Below are 16,016 nucleotides of genomic sequence, written 5' to 3' on the forward strand. Positions count from 1 at the left end.
GGTATCGGGATGAGTGCCCGGTCGCGTCCGGGGCGGCTCAGCCGAAGCGGCCGGAGATGTAGTCCTCGGTGGCCCGCTCGCGCGGGGAGGAGAACATGGTCGCGGTGTCGTCGATCTCGATCAGCCGGCCCGGCTCCCCGGTGCCCGCGATGTTGAAGAACGCGGTCTTCTCCGACACCCGCGCCGCCTGCTGCATGTTGTGCGTGACGATCACGATCGTGTACTCGCTCTTCAGTTCGGCGATCAGGTCCTCGATCGCCAGGGTGGAGATCGGGTCCAGCGCGGAGCACGGCTCGTCCATCAGCAGCACCTGCGGCTTGACCGCGATCGCCCGGGCGATGCACAGCCGCTGCTGCTGACCGCCGGACAGGCCGGAGCCGGGGCGGTCCAGGCGGTCCTTGACCTCGTTCCACAGGTTGGCCCCGCGCAGCGACTGCTCCACCAAGTCGTTGGCGTCGGACTTGGAGATCCGGCGGTTGTTCAACCGGATGCCGGCCAGGACGTTCTCGGCGATGGACATGGTCGGGAACGGGTTCGGCCGCTGGAACACCATGCCGACCTGGCGACGCACCGCCACCGGGTCGATGTCCGAGCCGTACAGGTCCACGCCCTCCACCGCGACGGTGCCCTCGACCCGGGCGCCGGGGATCACCTCATGCATCCGGTTCAGGGTGCGCAGGTAGGTCGACTTGCCGCAGCCGGACGGGCCGATGAACGCGGTCACCGAGCGGGGCTCGATGGTCATGTTCACGTCGGCCACGGCGCGGAAGTTGCCGTAGTAGATGTTCAGGTCCTTGACGTCGATGCGCTGTGCCATCGCAGATGTCCTTCGGGAGTGTGTCGGGGCTGGCGGGTCAGCGGATCTTCGGGGCGAAGAACCGGGTCACCAGCCGGCCGATCAGGTTGAGCAGCATGACGATCAGGAACAGGGTCAGCGCGGCCGCCCAGGCCCGCTGCACCGTGATGTCGGCGACGCAGGAGGTGTCGTCCGGGCTACAGGCGACCAATCCTTGCGCGTACTGCCGGTAGACGTACACCGGCAGCGTCATCATCCGGCCGTCGAACAGGTTGAAGTTGATCGAGTCGACCACGCCGACCGTGATCAGCAGCGGCGCGGTCTCCCCGATCACGCGGGCGATGGCCAGCATGACGCCGGTGGTCAGCCCGGCGACCGAGGTGCGCAGCACCACCTTGATGATGGTCAGCCAACGGGGTACCCCGAGCGCCAGGGACGCCTCGCGCAGCTCGTTGGGCACCAGCCGGAGCATCTCCTCCGAGGAGCGGACCACCACCGGGATCATCAGCACCGACAGCGCCACCGAGCCGATCACGCCCATCTTGGCGCCCGGTCCGAGCAGCAGCGCGAACAGGGCGTAAGCGAACAGGCCGGCGACGATCGACGGGATGCCGGTCATCACGTCCACCAGGAAGGTGATCAGCTTGGACAGCGGCCGCCCGCCGCCGTACTCGACCAGGTAGATCGCGGTCAGCAGCCCGATCGGCACCGAGATCAGCGCCGCGAACAGCGTGATCTGCACCGTGCCGACGATCGCGTGGTAGATGCCGCCGGCGTCCATCCCGCCGAAGACGCCGCGCATCGAGTGCAGCAGGAAGTACCCGTCCAACCGGCCGATGCCGCGGGAGACCACGGTCCAGGTCAGCGACACCAGCGGGATCATCGTGATCACGAACGCGCTGGTGATCAGCGTCCGCATCAGGATGTCCTTGCGGCGGCGCGCCGGGTCGGTGGTGCGCAGCAGCTCCTCGAGCGTGGGCTTGGGGGTCTCGGTCACGGTCGCCATCTCAGTTCGCCCCCGAGAAGTCCTTGCGCCGCGCGACGATCGCGCGGGCGGCCATGTTCACGGCCAGGGTGATCACGAACAGCGCCAGGCCGGTGGCAATCAGCGTGGCCACCCCGGTCTGGTTCGCCTCCGGGAACTGGGCGGCGATGTTCGCGGCGATGGTCTGCTGCTTGCCGGCCACCAGGAGCTGGAACGAGTAGGTGAAGCCGGGCGACAGGATCATCAGCACCGCCATCGTCTCGCCCAGCGCCCGGCCGAGGCCGAGCATCGCGCCGGAGATGATCCCGGAGCGGGAGAACGGCAGCACCGCCATCCGGACCATCTCCCAGCGGGTGGCACCCAGGGCCAGCGCCGCCTCCTCGTGCAGCCGGGGCGTCTGCAGGAACACCTCCCGGCAGATCGCGGTGATGATCGGCAGGATCATCACCGCCAGCACCACCGCCACGGTCATCATCACCCGGCCGGTGGGCGAGACGGCGCCGCTGAACAGCGGGAACCAGCCCAGCCAGCGGCCGAGGAACTCCCACACCGGCTGGATCACCGGGCTGAGCACCAGGCCGCCCCACAGGCCGTAGACCACCGACGGGATCGCGGCCAGCAGGTCCACCACGTAGCCCAGGGCGGTCGCCAGCCGGCGGGGCGCGTAGTGCGAGATGAACAGGCCGATCCCGATCGCCAGCGGGGTCGCGATCACCAGCGCCAGGCCGGCGGCCAGCAGCGAGCCGAAGACCATCGGCCCGATGAAGCCCAGCAGGCTGGTGTCGTCCGGGAACCAGCTGATCTTGTCGGCCAGGTCGGACGGGTCGGCGGTGATCGCCGGCATCGCCCGCATCACCAGGAAGATGGTGACCGCGGCCAGGATGCCCAGGATCAGGATGCCGGCGCCGGTGGACACCCACCGGAACACGCGGCTGGCGCCCCGGTCCGATCGGGTCTGCCGCAGGCGGCGCGCGGTTCGGCCGGTGGGCGGGGCGTCGGGGGCGACGGTCCCGGACTGGGTGCTGGTCACTCGTTCTCCACTGGTGGCAGGGGCGTTCACACCGATGGCCGGTCCGCCTGCACGGGGCAGGAGGACCGGCCGGCGATGGCGGATCCGGCCCGTCGTGGCACCGGATCCGCCATGACGTCAGGAGGCCAGGGTGATCGCGTCGATCGAGGCCTGCACGTCGGTCCGCAGCGCGTCGGAGATCGGGGCCGAGCCGGCGGCGGACTCCGAGGCGGCCTGACCCTCGGCCGAGGCGACGTAGGTCAGGAAGCCCTGCACCAGGTCCACGTCGTCCTGGGAGTCGTAGGCCTGGCACGCGACCAGGTACGACACCAGGATCATCGGGTAGGCACCGGCCTCGGTGGTCTCGCGGTCGATGTCGATCACGATGTCACCGTCGGCGCGCGAGTCGTCCCGCGGGGAGGCGTCCAGCGCGGTGGCGGCACCCTCCTCGGACGGGGCCACCCAGTCGTCGCCGACCTGGATCGAGACCAGGCCCAGGTCGCCGGCCTTGGAGAAGTCCGCGTAGCCGATGGTGCCGTTGCCGCCCTGCACCGCCTGGATCAGGCCGGAGGTCTGCGCACCGGACTCGCCGCCGTCCAGCGGCCAGTCGCCGGAGGCCTCGTCGGCCCAGGCGCCACCGGACGCCTTGGCCAGGTAGTCGGTGAAGTTCTTGGTGGTGCCGGACTCGTCGGAGCGGTGCACCGGGGTGATCGCGGTGGCGGGCAGCTCGGCGTCCGGGTTCTCCGCGACGATCGCCGGGTCGTTCCAGGTGGTGATCGTGCCGTTGAAGATGTTCGCGATGGTGGCGGCGGACATGTTCAGGCTGTCCACGCCCTCCAGGTTGAACACGACCGCGATCGGGGAGACGTAGACCGGCAGGTCGACCGCGCCGGAGCCGAAGCAGCGGTCCTGCGCCTGGGTCAGCTCCTCCTCCTCCAGGGCGGAGTCGGTGCCGGCGAACTGGACCGAGCCGTCCAGGAACGCGGTGCGACCGCCGCCGGAGCCGACCGGGTCGTAGGAGACCGTCACATCCGGGTTCTGGCTCTGGAAGCCGGCACGCCAGGCCTCCATCGCCGACTCCTGGGACGAGGCACCCGAGCCGTTGAGCTCGCCGCTCAGGCTGCTGGTCTCACCCGAGCCGGAAGCGGCGGTGGTGTCCTCACCGGTGGGGTTGTCGGAGCCGCAGGCCGCCAGGGAGAGGGCCAGCACGCCGGCGAGGGCGAGCGCGCCCGTTCCGCGGTTCAGCTTCACAGTGTTCCGTCCTGTCGTGGTCCGCGCGCACCCTGATAGTGCGCGACCGAGGACGACGGTAGGAGCGTCAGGTGACCGGTCATCCGTCACCGGGTGAACCCCGGGTGAACGACGGTGCAACACTCGGGTCTCAGGCGGTGACCCGGCTGTCGTCGTTGAGCTTGTAGCCCAGCCCGCGCACGGTCAGCAGCAGCACCGGGTTGCCCGGGTCCGGCTCGATCTTGGCCCGGACCCGCTTGACGTGGACGTCCAGGGTCTTGGTGTCCCCCACGTAGTCGGTGCCCCAGACCCGGTCGATCAGCTGCGCCCGGGTCAGCACCCGGCCGGCGTTGCGCAGCAGCAGCTCCAGCAGCTCGAACTCCTTGAGCGGGAAGGCCACCGGCTGGCCGTTCACCGTGACCACGTGCCGCTCGACGTCCATCCGCACCGGCCCGGACACCAGGACGTGGTCGTCGTCGTCCTCCTCCTCACCGGCGGGGGCGGCACCGGTGACCCGGCGGCGCAGCACCGCCCGCACCCGGGCCAGCAGCTCCCGGGACGAGTACGGCTTGGTGACGTAGTCGTCGGCGCCCAGTTCCAGCCCGACCACCTTGTCGATCTCGGAGTCCTTGGCGGTCAGCATGATCACCGGCACATCCGAGCTCTGCCGGATGTGGCGGCAGACCTCGGTGCCGGAGATGCCGGGCAGCATCAGGTCGAGCAGCACCAGGTCCGCGCCCTCGGCGTCGAAGCGCTCGACCGCCTCGGTGCCGGTGGCGGCCGTGGAGACCTGGTAGCCCTCCCGGGTCAGCAGGTAGGCCAGCGGGTCGCGGTAGGACTCCTCGTCCTCGACGAGCAGGATGCGGGTCACAGGGTCAGGCCTTTCGGGTCGCTGTCGAGCGCCCGCTGGTGGGCCTCGACTTCCTCGGCGGAGGCCGCCTTGGGCAGGCGGAGGGTGAAGGTGGAACCGCGGCCGGGCTGGGACCAGACCTGGACGTCACCGCCGTGGTCGGCCGCGACGTGCTTGACGATGGACAGGCCGAGCCCGGTGCCGCCGGTCTCCCGGCTGCGGGCCGGGTCCACCCGGTAGAACCGTTCGAAGACCCGGTCCTGCTCCTCGGCCGGGATGCCGATGCCCTGGTCCACGACGGCGATCTCCACCAGCCCGTCCTGGGCGCGCACCCCGACCCCGACATGGGTGCCGGGCGGGGAGTAGGAGACCGCGTTGTCCAACAGGTTGCGCACCGCCTGGACCAGCATGGTCGGGTCGCCGAACACCTGGGCACCGCTCTGCCCGCCGACGTCCAGGTCGATCTGCTTGGCCAGTGCCCCGGTCCGGGCGCGGTCCACCGCCTCGGCGATCACCGCGTCCACGTCGATCACCTGGATCTCCTGCAGCGCACCGGCCACCTGCAACCGGGACAGTTCCAGGATCTCGTGCACCAGGGCGGACAGCCGCTGGGACTCGGCGATCATCCGGCCGGCGAACCGGCGGACCGCCTCCGGGTCGTCCGCGGCGTCCTGGACCGTCTCGGCCAGCAGCGAGATCGCGCCGACCGGGGTCTTCAGCTCGTGGGATACGTTCACCACGAAGTCGCGGCGGATCGCCTCCAGCCGGCGGGCCTGGGTGCGGTCCTCGGCCAGGACCAGCAGCTGCCCGGGGCCGAGCTGGGCGACCCGGACCTGCAACATGATCGTGCCGGGGCCGAGCGGGCCGCGGGGCAGCTCCAGTTCCTCGTCCCGGATCACCCCGGTGCGCCGGACGTCCTCGATCAGCTCCCGGATCGCGGCGTGCACGATCTGGCCGTCCCGCACCACCCCGTAGGCGTAGGCGGGCGGGCTGGCCCGGATCACCTGGTCGTCGTCGCCGAGCACCACGGCCGCCGAGCGCAGCACGGCCAGCACCCGGACCAGCCCGTCGTCCAGCACCAGCTCGGGTCGTTCGGGCACGGTGCGCTGGGCGCGCTCGCTCCACCGGAACGCCAGCGTCGCCCCCACACCGACCACGAGTCCCAGACCCCCGGCGGCGAGCATCATCAGCCCTGTCAGCCCCTCCACGCCGTCAGCGTACGGCCGCCCAGGACCGGGATCGCGCCCTCGACGCATGATCCCGGGGCGAGGACGATGAGTGTTCACCGGCGTTCACCGCGCGGCGACGTGGCGTTCACCCAGCAGTTCACCTCCGCATGGAAGCGTGGGGGCCGGTCTGCGCACGGACGTGCGCGCGCATGAAGGAGAGGACGCACGTATGCGGGAGATCTTCGACGCCGAGCTCAAGCAGCTCGGCGACGATCTGGTGGCGATGAGCCGCCGGGTGGAGCACGCCATCACCGCAGCCGGGGAGGCGCTGGCCCGCCAGGACCTGACCCTGGCCGAGTCCGTGATCGCCGACGACCTGGCGATCGACGCCCTGGAGCGCGACCTGGACGAGCGGTGCGTGCTGCTGCTGGCCCAGCAGCAGCCGGTGGCCACCGACCTGCGGGTGGTGGTCTCCGCGCTGCGGATGAGCGCCACCCTGGAGCGGATGGGCGATCTGGCCCGGCACGTGGCGCAGGTGGCCCGGCGCAGCTACCCGCACCCGGCGGTGGACCCGGCACTGGCCGCGGTGTTCGCCGAGATGAACGAGGCCGCGGTCCGGGTGGCCGCCAAGACCACCGAGGTGCTGCACAGCCACGACCTGGAGGTGGCCGCCGCGATCCTGGCGGAGGACGACCGGCTGGACCACCTGCACGAGGAGACGTTCCGGGTGCTGCTCGGCTCCGGCTGGACCGGGACCCCGCAGCAGACCGTCGACGTCACGCTGCTCGGCCGGTACTACGAGCGGTTCGGCGACCACGCGGTGTCGATCGCCAAGCGGATCACCTTCCTGGTGACCGGCGACTTCGCCGGGGACCCCAGCGCCGCGCACTGACCCCGGACATGACGAAGGCCCGGTCCGATGCGGACCGGGCCTTCGTCGTGGGTGTCAGCGACCCTGGTTGGCGACGGCCTTGATCGCCTCCGCCGCGGCCTCCGGGTCGAGGTAGGTGCCGCCCGGGTTGGTGGGCTTCAGCGTCTCCTCGTCCAGGTGGTACACCAGCGGGATGCCGGTCGGGATGTTGATCCCGGCGATGGTGTCGTCGTCCACGTCGTCCAGGTACTTCACGATGGCGCGGATCGAGTTGCCGTGCGCGGCGACCAGGACGGTCTTGCCGTCCTTGAGGTCCGGCACGATGTCGGAGTTCCAGTACGGCAGGGCACGGTCGAGCACCTGCTTGAGCGCCTCGGCGCGCGGGATCGGCTCACCGGCGTAGCGCGGGTCGGAGTCCTGGGAGAACTCGGAGCCCAGCTCGATGTCCGGCGGCGGCACGTCGTAGGACCGGCGCCAGAGCATGAACTGCTCCTCGCCGAACTCGGCCAGGGTCTGCTTCTTGTCCTTGCCCTGCAGCGCGCCGTAGTGACGCTCGTTCAGGCGCCAGGAGCGCTTGACCGGGATCCAGAGCCGGTCGGCGGTGTCCAGCGCGTAGTTCGCGGTGGTGATCGCGCGGCGCAGCAGCGAGGTGTGCACGACGTCCGGCAGCACGCCGGCATCAGTCAGCAGGGTGCCGCCGCGCTTGGCCTCGGCGACGCCCTTCTCCGACAGGGCCACGTCCACCCAGCCGGTGAACAGGTTCTTGGCGTTCCATTCGCTCTCGCCGTGGCGGAGCAGCACCAGGGTGTAGGTCATGGGTCCCATCCTGCCGCACACCGCGGCGAAGCGTCGGGGGACGTTCGACCCGCGGAACAGCCGCGGCCGGTGCGGTGTTCGCAGCGGTATGGCTATCACAGGCGAGTACGAGCCCAGCCCGCAGGCGTGGGTCCGCGACCAGGTCGAGACGATCGAGCGTTCCGGTGGCACCGAGGGCACCGAACTGCGTGGCATGCCGGTGGTCGTGGTGACCATGCTGGGCGCCAAGAGCGGCAAGGTGCGCAAGATCCCGGTGATGCGGGTGGAGCACGACGGGGTGTACGCGGTGGTCGCTTCCCTCGGCGGCGCGCCGAAGAACCCGGGCTGGTACGCCAACCTGGTCGCGCACCCGGAGATCGACCTCCAGGACGGTCCGCACAAGGCGTCCTACCGGGTCCGGGAGATCGAGGGCGACGAGCGGGCGCTGTGGTGGGAGCGGGCGGTCGCCGCCTACCCCGACTACGCGGACTACCAGACCAAGACCGACCGGGTGATCCCGGTGTTCCTGGCGGAGCCGATCCAGGACTGACGCCGGCTCAGGCCCGGCGGTGCTGGGCGGCCAGGGCGTACACCTTGAGCACCTGCTCGGCGGTGGCGTCCCAGCCGTAGCCCGCCGCCACCCGCCGGGCCGCCCGGCGCCAGTCGGTGCGCACCGCCGGGTCGGCCAGCAGCGCGGCGATCGCGTCCGCCCAGCGCGCCGGGTCGTGCCCGCGCACCTGCCGGCCGGAGATCCCGTCCGCGACCACCGAGCGCAGCCCGCCCACCGCGGTGGCCACCACCGGGGTGCCGGCCGCCTGCGCCTCCACCGCGACCAGCCCGAAGGACTCGCTGCGGGACGGCATCGCCACCAGATCGGCGGCGCCCAGCCAGCGGGCCAGCACCGGACGGGCCACCGGCGGCCGGAACCACACCTGGTCCGACACTCCGCAGGCCTCGGCCAGCGCGCGCAGGTCGCGCAGCGCGCCCGGCCGCCCGGAGGGGCCACCGAGCACCACCAGCAGCGGCACCGGCCGGCCCTGGGCCCGCAGCACGCCGAGCGCCCGGACCAGCACGTCCGGCGCCTTGAGCGGCTGCACCCGGCCGGCGAACAGCAACACGTCCCGGTCGGTGGGCAGCCCGAGCTCGCGCCGCCAGGCCATCCGCTCGGCCTCGTCCCGGGCTGGGGTGAAGGTGCGCAGGTCCACGCCGGGGGCGACCACGTGCACGGTGGCCGGGTCGGCGTCGTAGAGCTCGACCAGCTCGTGTGCCTCCTCCGCGGTGTTCGCGATCAGCGCGTCCGCGGCGGCGACCACCTGCTCCTCACCGATCTCCCGGCCGGGCGGCTCCGGGGTGTCGTCCGGGGCCAGGGTGGCGTTCTTGACCCGGGCCAGGGTGTGCATGGTCGCCACCATCGGCACGTCCCAGCGCTCGGCGGCCAGCCAGCCGACCTGGCCGGACAGCCAGTAGTGCGCGTGCACCACGTCGAACCAGCCCGCCGGGCGGTGCGCTCCGGACCGCAGCACCCCGGCGGTCATCGCGCACAGCTGACCGGGCAGGTCGTTCTTGTCCAGGCCCTCGTACGGGCCGGCCAGCACGTGGTGCACCAGCACCCGCTCGTCGTCGCCGTCCAGCGGCACGGTGTCCGGCTGGGTGGAGCTGGTGGCCCGGGTGTAGATCTCCACCGTGGCGCCCCGGCGGGCCAGTGCCCGGGACAGTTCGGCGATGTAGACGTTCATCCCGCCGGCGTCACCGGTGCCGGGCTGGTCCAGGGGCGAGGTGTGCACGCTCAGCATGGCGATGCGCTGGCGGTGCGTGGACACGGGCACTCCCTGGGACGACGACGGACGCGGGCCATTCTGCCCGGGAGGTTCAACCCGCCGTGCGGAAACTCTGTTCCAGTTCCTCCAGCGACCGGTTCCGGGTCTCCGGCAGCACGAACCGGACGAAGCACCAGGCCAGCACGTTCACCGCGGCGAATCCGGCGAAGGTGGCGGTGATCCCGGCGGCCGAGACGATCGACGGGAAGAAGCCGCTGATCAGCGCGTTCGACGTCCAGTTGAAGAACACGCACAGCCCGATCGCGAAGCCGCGCAGCCGCAGCGGGAACAGTTCGGCCAGCACCACCCAGCACAGCAGGCCGACCGACGCCTGGTTGAAGAAGACGAACAGCACCAGGAACACGGTCACCGCCACCGACCGGCCGGTGCCGTCCGGGATCAGCGCCGAGCACAGCGCCACCGCCAGGTGGCTGAACACCACCCCGGCCAGGCCGAGCATCATGATCGTGCGCCGGTCCAGCCGGTCGATGATCGCCAGCGCCACCAGCATCCCGATCACCGAGAACACGCCGTTCAGCACGTTGGTCATCAGGGCGACGTCGCCGCTGAACCCGGTGCGGCGCAGCAGCTGGGTGCCGTAGTACATCACCGCGTTGATGCCGCCGGTCTGGTTGATCACCGCGACGCCGATCCCGATCAGCACCAGGCGGCGCACCCAGCCCAGCCGCAGATCGGCCCAGCCGGCCCGCGCCTGGTGCCGCTCGGCGTCGACCAGCGCGCGGATCTCGGCCAGCTCGTTCCGGGCCCGGTCGCCCTCGCGGACCTGGCCCAGCACCGCGAGCGCCTCGTCGTCCCTGCCGCGGGCCACCAGCCAGCGCGGGGACTCGGGCATCCGCAGCATCCCGGCGAACAGCACGATCGCCGGCAGCGCCTGGATCGCCAGCATCGCCCGCCACACCCCGGCGTGTTCACCCCAGAGGGTGCCGATCACCGCATTGATCGTGAACGCGGCGAGCTGGCCGATCACGATCGCGATCTCGTTCCGCCCGGTCAGCGCGCCGCGCCGCTCGGTGGGGGCGAGCTCGGCCAGGTAGACCGGCACGGTGACCGAGGCGCCGCCGACCGCGAGGCCGAGCAGGAACCGCATCGCCAGCATGAACGCCAGGCCGGGCGCCAGCACCGACCCGACCGCCCCGGCGAAGAACAGCGTCGCCAGCACCAGCAGCGTGCGCCGGCGGCCCAGCGCGTCGGCCAGCCGCCCGGCCCCGACCGCCCCGAGCGCGGCGCCGACCAGCAGGCTGGCGGTGACCACACCCTCGGCCGAGGTGCTCAGCCCGAGGTCGGCGGACATCGGGTCCAGGGCGCCGTTGATCACGCCGGTGTCGTAGCCGAACAGCAGGCCGCCGGCGGTGGCGATCAGCGCGATCCGGCCCAGGCGCTGCTGGGCGGAGCGGGCGGTGGTGGAGCGGGCGGTGGTCATGCCGGCAGCACGCAGGCGGGGGCCGGTAGCGGGATCTGCGCGGTGGGCACGCCGTCCCGGAGCACGGTCAGGGTGCCGGAGGTCTGGTCGGCGACCACCACCAGGTCCTCGACGATCGCGAAGTGCCGGGGCCAGTCACCGGGCAGCGACACCTGGCCGGCCGGGGCGAGCAGACCGTCCGGCCCGGCGGCGAAGGTGGCCAGCCGGTCCGGGCCCCGGGTGGTGACCAGGACCCGGTGGCCGTCCCGGTCGATGTGGCTGGGGAAGGACTCGACGGTGGAGGAGCCGGACTCCTGGGCCGGCACGTGCTGGACCACGGTGCCGGTGGCCGAGGCCGGGTCCCAGGCCAGCACGGTCACCGTGTCGTCCAGCTCGCAGGCGACGTAGGCGATCCGGCCGTCGGCGGAGAACACCAGGTGCCGGGGGCCGGAGCCGGGGGCGAAGGTGGCGGCGATCCCGTCGTCGGCGAGCAGGCCGGTCTCCGGGTCCCGGCGGTAGCGGCGCAGCTGGTCGGTGCCGAGGTCACTGACCAGCAGGTGGGCGCCACCGGGGGCCAGGGCGGCGAAGTGCGCGTGCGGCCCGTCCTGCCGGTCGGCGACCGGGCCGGTGCCGCTGTGGCCGAAGATCTGGTCCGGGGCGGTGCCGGTCAGCCCGTCCGGGCCGATCCGGAACACCGCCAGGGTGCCGGAGCTGTAGTTGGTGACGTAGAGCGCGCGGCCCTGCGGGTCCACCAGCAGGTGGCAGGGGTCGGCGCCGCCGCTGGACGCGGTGCCCAGCGGCTCCAGGCCGGTGCCGGTCGGCCGGAAGGCACTGACCGTGCCCTGGCCGTCCTCCCCGACCGCGTAGAGCACCCCGGAGGCGCGGTCCAGCGCCAGGAAGGAGGGGGCGGGGGTGGCCCGGACCAGTTCGGGGGCGGTCAGGGTGCCGGTGGTGGTGTCCAGCCCCACCCGCCAGATGCCCTCGCCCCGACCCACGGGGGTCCCGGCTCCGGCGGCGGGATAGGTGCCGATCCACAGATCGCGTCGCTGCTCTGTCACGCGCAGAGCCTACGTGCGCCCGCGCGGGCCTCACGCCTCGGCGGGCAGCGGCACCCACGCGGACGGATCCTCGACCACGGTGCGCAGCACGGCCAGTGCCGCGCCGGTGAGCGCGGCGTGCGGACCCCCGGCGGCCACCTGCACCCGGGCGTCCTCCCAGGCGGCGGCCAGCACCCGGGTGCGCAGCTGGGCGATCACCGGGTCGGTCAGCCAGGGGGCCAGCGGTGCGTAGATCCCGCCGAGCACCACCCGCTCCACGTCCACCAGGTTCACGAAGTTGGCCAGCGCCACGCCGAGCGCGTCGCCACCCCGGCGCAGGGCGGTGGCGGCGGCCAGGTCGCCACCCGCGGCCGCGGCGACCAGGTCGTCCACGCTCTCGGACAGCGGCCGGCCCGCCGCGCGCAGCAGGGCGTCCTTGCCGGCGTACTGCTCCAGGCAGCCCCGGGCGCCACAGGTGCACGGCGGGCCCTCCGGCTCGACCGCGGTGTGCCCGATCTCCCCCGCCCAGCCGTGCCGTCCGGCGAAGACCTCGCCGCCGAGCACCACGGCGGCACCGATGCCGACCTCACCGGAGACGTAGACGAACGAGTCCCCGGCCTGCCCGGCCCAGGACTCGGCGCGGGCGGCCAGGTTCGCCTCGTTCGCCAACCGGACCGGCAGTCCGTCCAGCTCCGGGTGCCCGGTGAGCAGCGCGGCCACGTCCACGTCCCGCCAGCCGAGGTTCGGCGCCTGGCGCAGCGGTCCGGTCACCCGGTCCACCAGTCCGGGCAGGGCGAGGCAGACCCCGGCGGCGCGCAGGTCGGTGGGCAGGTCGGCGCGCAGCTCGCCGATCAGGACGGCCAGCCGGGCCAGCACCGCCGCGGGCTCGGAATCCCGGAAGTCGCCGTCGGCGGTCCGGTGCCCGAGCACCCGGCCGGACAGGTCGAGCGCCCGCACCCCGAGGTAGTCGACATTCACCTCGGCACCGATCCCGGCGACGGTCCCGGCGGCGGGCACCAGCGGGACGGCGGGGCGACCGGCCCGGGCGGTGGCGACCGGTGGCAGCTCGGCGATCAGCCGGGCGGAGATCAGCAGATCGACCAGCGCGGACACCGATCCGCGGGTCAGCCCGGTGGCGGTGGCCACGTCGGCACGGGACGGCGGAGCGGGGTCGGCACCGGCGGCCGCGTCCAGCACGTGCCCCAGCACCAGCCGGAGATTGTGCTCGCGCAGCGTCCCCTGGCGGGCGGGGGTGCCGGTGGCTCTCATGCGCTTGACCCTACCGTGTTCGGGCGGATAAGTTCGTTGGCACAACAAATCGTTGTCTCAACGAGGAGGAACTCCCATGGCGGCCACGCCGACCCCCGCAGACAAGTTCTCCTTCGGTCTCTGGACCGTCGGCTGGAACGCCCAGGACCAGTTCGGCAGCGCGAGCCGCCCGTGGCTCGACCCGGTGGAGTCCGTGCACAAGCTCGCCGAGCTCGGTGCCGCCCACGTGACCTTCCACGACGACGACGTGGTCCCCTTCGGCTCGGACGACGCCGAGCGCGACCGGATCCTCGCCCGGTTCAAGCAGGCGCTGGCCGACACCGGCATCACGGTGGAGATGGTCACCACCAACACCTTCAGCCACCCGATCTTCAAGGACGGCGCGTTCACCTCGAACGACCGCCGGGTGCGCCGCTACGGCTTGCGCAAGGTCATCCGCAACGTGGACCTGGCCGCCGAGCTCGGCGCCGACACCTTCGTGATGTGGGGCGGCCGCGAGGGCGCCGAGTACGACTCGGCCAAGGACCTCAACGCCGCGCACGACCGCTACGCCGAGGGCATCGACACCGTCGCGGCGTACATCAAGGAGAAGGGCTACGGCCTGCGGATCGCGATCGAGCCGAAGCCGAACGAGCCCCGCGGCGACATCCTGCTGCCGACCATCGGCCACGCGCTCGCCCTGATCGCCAAGCTGGAGCACGGCGACATCGTCGGCCTGAACCCGGAGACCGGTCACGAGCAGATGGCCGGCCTGAACTACACCCAGGGCATCGCCGAGGCGCTGTGGGCGGGCAAGCTGTTCCACATCGACCTCAACGGCCAGCGCTCGATCAAGTACGACCAGGACCTGGTGTTCGGCCACGGCGACCTGTTCAGCGCCTTCGCCACCGTCGACCTGATCGAGAACGGCTTCCCCGGCGGCGGCCCGCGCTACGACGGCCCGCGGCACTTCGACTACAAGCCGTCCCGCACCGAGGACTTCGAGGGTGTGTGGGAGTCGGCCAAGGCCAACATGGCGACCTACCTGCTGCTGAAGGAGCGGGCGCTGGCGTTCCGCGCCGACCCCGAGGTGCAGGAGGCGCTGGAGGCCTCCGGCGTGCTGGAGCTGTCGCAGCCGACCCTCGGCGAGGGTGAGACCCTGGCCGATCTGCTGGCCGACCGGTCCGCGTTCGAGGACTTCGACGTCGAGGGCGTCGCCGAGCGCGGCTTCGGCTTCGTCCGGCTGAACCAGCTCGCGCTGGAGCACGCGCTCGGCGCTCGCTGAGCCGACCGACCCGTCGGGACCCGGTGGCACCCGCCGCCGGGTCCCGACTCGCACCTGAGGAAGGGACCGAAGCGATGGCGCTGGTCGCCGGGGTGGACTCCTCCACCCAGTCCTGCAAGATCGTCGTCCGCGACGCGGAGACCGGCGCCCTGGTGCGCACCGGCCGCGCCTCGCACCCGGACGGCACCGAGGTCGCCCCGGAGCGCTGGTGGGAGGCCTTCCAGGCCGCCGCCGCGGATGCCGGTGGCCTGGACGACGTCGAGGCGCTGGCCGTCGGCGGTCAGCAGCACGGCATGGTCGCGCTGGACGCCGAGGGCCGGGTGATCCGGGACGCCCTGCTCTGGAACGACACCCGCTCCGCCCCCAGTGCCCTGGACCTGATCGACGAGCTCGGCGGTGGCCAGGCCTGGGCGGACGCGATCGGCTCGGTGCCGGTCGCCTCGCTCACCGTCACCAAGCTGCGCTGGTTGCGTGACCACGAGCCGCAGAACGCGGCCCGGGTCGCCGCGGTCGCCCTGCCGCACGACTGGCTGACCTGGCGACTGGCCGGCAGCACCGACCTGGCCGCGCTGACCACCGACCGGTCGGACGCCTCCGGCACCGGCTACTGGTCGCCGTTCACCGAGGACTACCGCCGCGACCTGCTGGAGCTGGCACTCGGACATGACGCGGTGCTGCCCACGGTGGTCGCCCCGCACGCCGTCGCCGGGCGCACCCCCGGCGGCGCCCTGCTCGGCCCCGGCGCGGGCGACAACGCCGCCGCGGCGCTCGGGCTCGGCCTGGGCACCGGTGACGTGGCGATCTCGATCGGCACCTCCGGCGTGGTCAGCGCGATCTCGGCGCGACCCACCGCGGACGGCAGCGGGATGGTCACCGGCTTCGCCGACGCCTCGGGCGCCTACCTGCCGCTGGCCTGCACGCTGAACGCCTCCCGGGTGCTCGACGCCGCGGCCCGGATGCTCGGGGTGGACCACGCCGGGCTGTCCGCGCTGGCACTGTCCGCACCCGCCGGCGCCGACGGGCTGGTGCACATCCCGTACCTGGAGGGCGAGCGCACCCCGAACCGGCCGGACGCCACCGGCGCCCTGCACGGGATGCGACTGGCGAACACCACCCCGGCCCACCTGGCCCGGGCGGCGGTGGAGGGCATGCTCTGCGCCCTCGCCGACGGGCTGGACGCGCTGCGCGTCCTGGGCGTGCCGGTGGAGCGGGTGTTCCTGATCGGCGGCGGCGCGCAGTCCGAGGCGGTGCGCCGGATCGCCCCGGCGGTGCTGGGACTCGATGTCACGGTGCCCACCCCGGGCGAGTACGTGGCCGACGGTGCCGCCCGCCAGGCCGCCTGGGTGCTCAGCGGTGCGGACACTCCCCCGGCCTGGTCGGCCGCCGGTGAGTCCGAGGTCTACACCGCCGAGCCCACCCCGCAGGTCCGGGAGCAGTACGCCGCGGTGCGGGAGCTGACCGCCAAGCGGCCCTGACCGGCCCCGGTACGACGAACGGCCCGGCC

General features: G+C 72.6%; 15 protein-coding genes. 4 read left to right on the top strand and 11 right to left on the bottom strand.

Features of this window, described 5'->3' with window-relative positions:
- Positions 1 to 37 precede the first annotated feature (37 nt).
- The 6 genes from pstB to HGA03_RS09705 form a co-directional block, all read right to left on the bottom strand.
- Positions 38 to 817 (bottom strand): phosphate ABC transporter ATP-binding protein PstB, encoded by a 780-nt coding sequence (gene pstB, locus HGA03_RS09680; RefSeq protein WP_168630065.1) that lies wholly within the window; start codon positions 815 to 817, stop codon positions 38 to 40.
- Between the two features lie 37 nt (positions 818 to 854).
- Positions 855 to 1,802, bottom strand: a complete 948-nt coding sequence (gene pstA, locus HGA03_RS09685) for a phosphate ABC transporter permease PstA (RefSeq protein ID WP_168630066.1) — start codon at positions 1,800 to 1,802, stop codon at positions 855 to 857.
- Between the two features lies 1 nt (position 1,803).
- Positions 1,804 to 2,811 (bottom strand): phosphate ABC transporter permease subunit PstC, encoded by a 1,008-nt coding sequence (gene pstC / locus HGA03_RS09690; RefSeq protein ID WP_168630067.1) that lies wholly within the window; start codon positions 2,809 to 2,811, stop codon positions 1,804 to 1,806.
- A gap of 117 nt (positions 2,812 to 2,928) precedes the next feature.
- Entirely contained in the window at positions 2,929 to 4,041 is a 1,113-nt protein-coding gene (gene pstS / locus HGA03_RS09695) for a phosphate ABC transporter substrate-binding protein PstS (protein ID WP_168630068.1), read from the bottom strand.
- 130 nt (positions 4,042 to 4,171) lie between these two features.
- The gene (locus HGA03_RS09700) at positions 4,172 to 4,891 is read right to left on the bottom strand and encodes a response regulator transcription factor (protein ID WP_168630069.1); all 720 of its coding nucleotides are present in this window, start codon (positions 4,889 to 4,891) and stop codon (positions 4,172 to 4,174) included.
- A complete protein-coding gene (locus HGA03_RS09705) occupies positions 4,888 to 6,078 on the bottom strand; it encodes a sensor histidine kinase (RefSeq protein WP_239073426.1) in 1,191 nt (396 codons plus the stop codon). Before HGA03_RS09705 ends, HGA03_RS09700 begins: the two co-directional genes overlap by 4 nt.
- A gap of 190 nt (positions 6,079 to 6,268) precedes the next feature.
- Between HGA03_RS09705 and phoU the strand changes: the two genes are divergently transcribed.
- Entirely contained in the window at positions 6,269 to 6,931 is a 663-nt protein-coding gene (gene phoU / locus HGA03_RS09710; protein ID WP_168630071.1) for a phosphate signaling complex protein PhoU, read from the top strand.
- A 54-nt stretch (positions 6,932 to 6,985) separates the two neighbouring features.
- On the opposite strand, the gene HGA03_RS09715 is transcribed toward phoU, so the two are convergent.
- On the bottom strand, positions 6,986 to 7,726 hold the full coding sequence (locus HGA03_RS09715; protein ID WP_168630072.1) for a phosphoglyceromutase: 741 nt from the start codon (positions 7,724 to 7,726) through the stop codon (positions 6,986 to 6,988).
- 88 nt (positions 7,727 to 7,814) lie between these two features.
- On the opposite strand from HGA03_RS09715, the gene HGA03_RS09720 reads away from it, so the two are divergent.
- Positions 7,815 to 8,255, top strand: a complete 441-nt coding sequence (locus HGA03_RS09720; protein WP_168630073.1) for a nitroreductase family deazaflavin-dependent oxidoreductase — start codon at positions 7,815 to 7,817, stop codon at positions 8,253 to 8,255.
- Positions 8,256 to 8,262: 7 nt separating this feature from the next.
- On the opposite strand, the gene mshA is transcribed toward HGA03_RS09720, so the two are convergent.
- The 4 genes from mshA to HGA03_RS09740 all read right to left on the bottom strand — a co-directional run bounded on the left by mshA (position 8,263) and on the right by HGA03_RS09740 (position 13,248).
- On the bottom strand, positions 8,263 to 9,498 hold the full coding sequence (gene mshA, locus HGA03_RS09725) for a D-inositol-3-phosphate glycosyltransferase (protein ID WP_168630322.1): 1,236 nt from the start codon (positions 9,496 to 9,498) through the stop codon (positions 8,263 to 8,265).
- Between the two features lie 76 nt (positions 9,499 to 9,574).
- On the bottom strand, positions 9,575 to 10,963 hold the full coding sequence (locus HGA03_RS09730; RefSeq protein ID WP_168630074.1) for a sugar porter family MFS transporter: 1,389 nt from the start codon (positions 10,961 to 10,963) through the stop codon (positions 9,575 to 9,577).
- Positions 10,960 to 12,000 carry a lactonase family protein gene (locus HGA03_RS09735; protein ID WP_168630075.1) on the bottom strand — a complete coding sequence of 347 codons (1,041 nt, stop codon included), beginning with the start codon at positions 11,998 to 12,000 and terminating at the stop codon, positions 10,960 to 10,962. Before HGA03_RS09735 ends, HGA03_RS09730 begins: the two co-directional genes overlap by 4 nt.
- Positions 12,001 to 12,030: 30 nt before the next feature.
- Entirely contained in the window at positions 12,031 to 13,248 is a 1,218-nt protein-coding gene (locus tag HGA03_RS09740; RefSeq protein ID WP_168630076.1) for an ROK family protein, read from the bottom strand.
- 76 nt (positions 13,249 to 13,324) lie between these two features.
- Here HGA03_RS09740 and xylA point away from each other — a divergent pair, with 76 nt between their 5' ends.
- Together xylA and xylB are read left to right on the top strand one after the other, a co-directional pair.
- The gene (xylA, locus tag HGA03_RS09745) at positions 13,325 to 14,512 is read left to right on the top strand and encodes a xylose isomerase (protein ID WP_168630077.1); all 1,188 of its coding nucleotides are present in this window, start codon (positions 13,325 to 13,327) and stop codon (positions 14,510 to 14,512) included.
- A 74-nt stretch (positions 14,513 to 14,586) separates the two neighbouring features.
- On the top strand, positions 14,587 to 15,987 hold the full coding sequence (xylB, locus tag HGA03_RS09750; RefSeq protein WP_168630078.1) for a xylulokinase: 1,401 nt from the start codon (positions 14,587 to 14,589) through the stop codon (positions 15,985 to 15,987).
- Positions 15,988 to 16,016 lie beyond the last annotated feature (29 nt).

This window comes from Cellulomonas denverensis, assembly GCF_012396125.1.
Taxonomy (GTDB): domain Bacteria; phylum Actinomycetota; class Actinomycetes; order Actinomycetales; family Cellulomonadaceae; genus Cellulomonas; species Cellulomonas denverensis.

What these genes read in the sequence shown, in the direction of transcription:
- pstB (WP_168630065.1), bottom strand. Translation starts at nt 817, where the DNA reads ATGGCACAGCGCATCGACGTCAAGGACCTGAACATCTACTACGGCAAC.
- HGA03_RS09730 (WP_168630074.1), bottom strand. Translation starts at nt 10,963, where the DNA reads ATGACCACCGCCCGCTCCACCACCGCCCGCTCCGCCCAGCAGCGCCTG.
- xylA (WP_168630077.1), top strand. Translation starts at nt 13,325, where the DNA reads ATGGCGGCCACGCCGACCCCCGCAGACAAGTTCTCCTTCGGTCTCTGG.
- pstA (WP_168630066.1), bottom strand. Translation starts at nt 1,802, where the DNA reads ATGGCGACCGTGACCGAGACCCCCAAGCCCACGCTCGAGGAGCTGCTG.
- xylB (WP_168630078.1), top strand. Translation starts at nt 14,587, where the DNA reads ATGGCGCTGGTCGCCGGGGTGGACTCCTCCACCCAGTCCTGCAAGATC.
- mshA (WP_168630322.1), bottom strand. Translation starts at nt 9,498, where the DNA reads ATGCTGAGCGTGCACACCTCGCCCCTGGACCAGCCCGGCACCGGTGAC.
- phoU (WP_168630071.1), top strand. Translation starts at nt 6,269, where the DNA reads ATGCGGGAGATCTTCGACGCCGAGCTCAAGCAGCTCGGCGACGATCTG.
- HGA03_RS09740 (WP_168630076.1), bottom strand. Translation starts at nt 13,248, where the DNA reads ATGAGAGCCACCGGCACCCCCGCCCGCCAGGGGACGCTGCGCGAGCAC.
- HGA03_RS09720 (WP_168630073.1), top strand. Translation starts at nt 7,815, where the DNA reads ATGGCTATCACAGGCGAGTACGAGCCCAGCCCGCAGGCGTGGGTCCGC.
- HGA03_RS09715 (WP_168630072.1), bottom strand. Translation starts at nt 7,726, where the DNA reads ATGACCTACACCCTGGTGCTGCTCCGCCACGGCGAGAGCGAATGGAAC.